Genomic DNA, 1,406 nt, shown 5'->3' on the forward strand with positions numbered 1-1,406 from the left:
CACTAGCGTCGCATTAAAATAATTCAATACCTAATTGAAATCTGAATTTTCTGTAATTCTATCTTTGCATAAAAAAAGCCTTTATAATGGTTGGGCGGTAGTAAACCATCCAAATCCAAAATAAAGGACCATAAACATGGATAAGTTTACACGAAAAACATCATTTGAACAATGGTTTACACCGATTTCTTCAACGAAATTAGAAGAATTAGTGGAAACCCATCAATTAAATTACTATACAAAGAAGCTACGCATCGCTTCATTCTTGAAATTACTCGTATTTGCGCAGCTCAATGAAACGGAAAGTCTTCGGGCGGTCAGTGAGACATTATTTTCAGATGACCTTCAAAAAGCAACGGATTTAGAATCGATTAGCTTTTCACAATTAGGACGCCGATTGAATCAAATTCCAACAGAAGTGTTCCAGGAGCTCTTTCTCGATTTAGTTGCCCAAATTCATGAAAAATCGCAGTATGAGCAGCGCCGAAAAACGACAATACCACTGAAAATTATTGATTCGAGTACGTTGCCATTGAATTTAAACAATCACAAGTGGGCAGAGTTCCGCAAAACAAAATCAGGGATTAAGCTTCATTTGCGCCTCGTTTTCTTAGAAAAAGGCTGTTCGTATCCCGACAAAGCGGTTCTCACAAACGCCAAAGAACATGATCGTGGTCAGTTAGAAGTACTGGTTGACGACCAAGAATGCATGTACGTATTTGACCGTGGCTATTTAGATTATGAGCGTTTTGATCTCATGACCGATGATGGCTATTTCTTCGTCTCACGCTTGCGAAAAAACGCAGTCATTCGTGTCGTAGAGAAGTTTGAACGACCAAAAGATGCGCATGTCTTATCGGATGAAATGGTGCTCATTGGTACACCTCAAAATCGTGCTGAGAACTATTTCCGTCTGATCAAAGTACTGGATTCAAAAGGAAACGAACTGCATCTGATCACGAATCGATTTGATTTAAGTGCGGACGAAATCGCTGAGTTGTACAAATCACGCTGGGCGATTGAGTTGTTTTTCAAATGGTTAAAGCAGCACTTGAACATCAAAAAGTTCTACGCACAAAGCGAACAGGGCGTACATAACCAAGTATACATCGCGATGATTGTGTATTGCCTGCATGTGCTGGCACAGCTACACACAAATAGCACGAAAACGTACTTAAAAATCAGTCGCTTACTCAAAGCAGCACCATGGAAATCCGCCCACTTATGGCTACGAAAAATCGCCAGAAAAGCGGTCCCATAAAGGGTTTTCCGTCACTGTCGCACCTGTCAAAGGCTATAGTAAAAAAATGGATGTTTACTACCTCTGTTCAAGTGTCTTTGTTTTTCTTCTAAAACGAAAAAGGTAGAAGACTGAAAATTCAGTTAAAATTTATGCGACATTAGTG

At 39.6% G+C, this 1,406-nt stretch carries 1 protein-coding gene; it reads left to right on the forward strand.

The genetic code is table 11. From position 1 onward, the window contains the following. The first annotated feature begins 136 nt into the window (after positions 1–136). Positions 137–1,261, forward strand: coding sequence for an IS4 family transposase (locus ACH0B5_RS18005; RefSeq protein WP_406928257.1), 1,125 nt, complete (start codon positions 137–139; stop codon positions 1,259–1,261). Positions 1,262–1,406: the final 145 nt, after the last annotated feature.

This window comes from Ureibacillus sp. 179-F W5.1 NHS (genome assembly GCF_045369345.1).
GTDB classification, from domain to species: Bacteria; Bacillota; Bacilli; order Bacillales_A; family Planococcaceae; genus Ureibacillus; species Ureibacillus halotolerans.

Coding starts and splice junctions, on each gene's coding strand:
- ACH0B5_RS18005 (WP_406928257.1), top strand. CDS start 137: ATGGATAAGTTTACACGAAAAACATCATTTGAACAATGGTTTACACCG.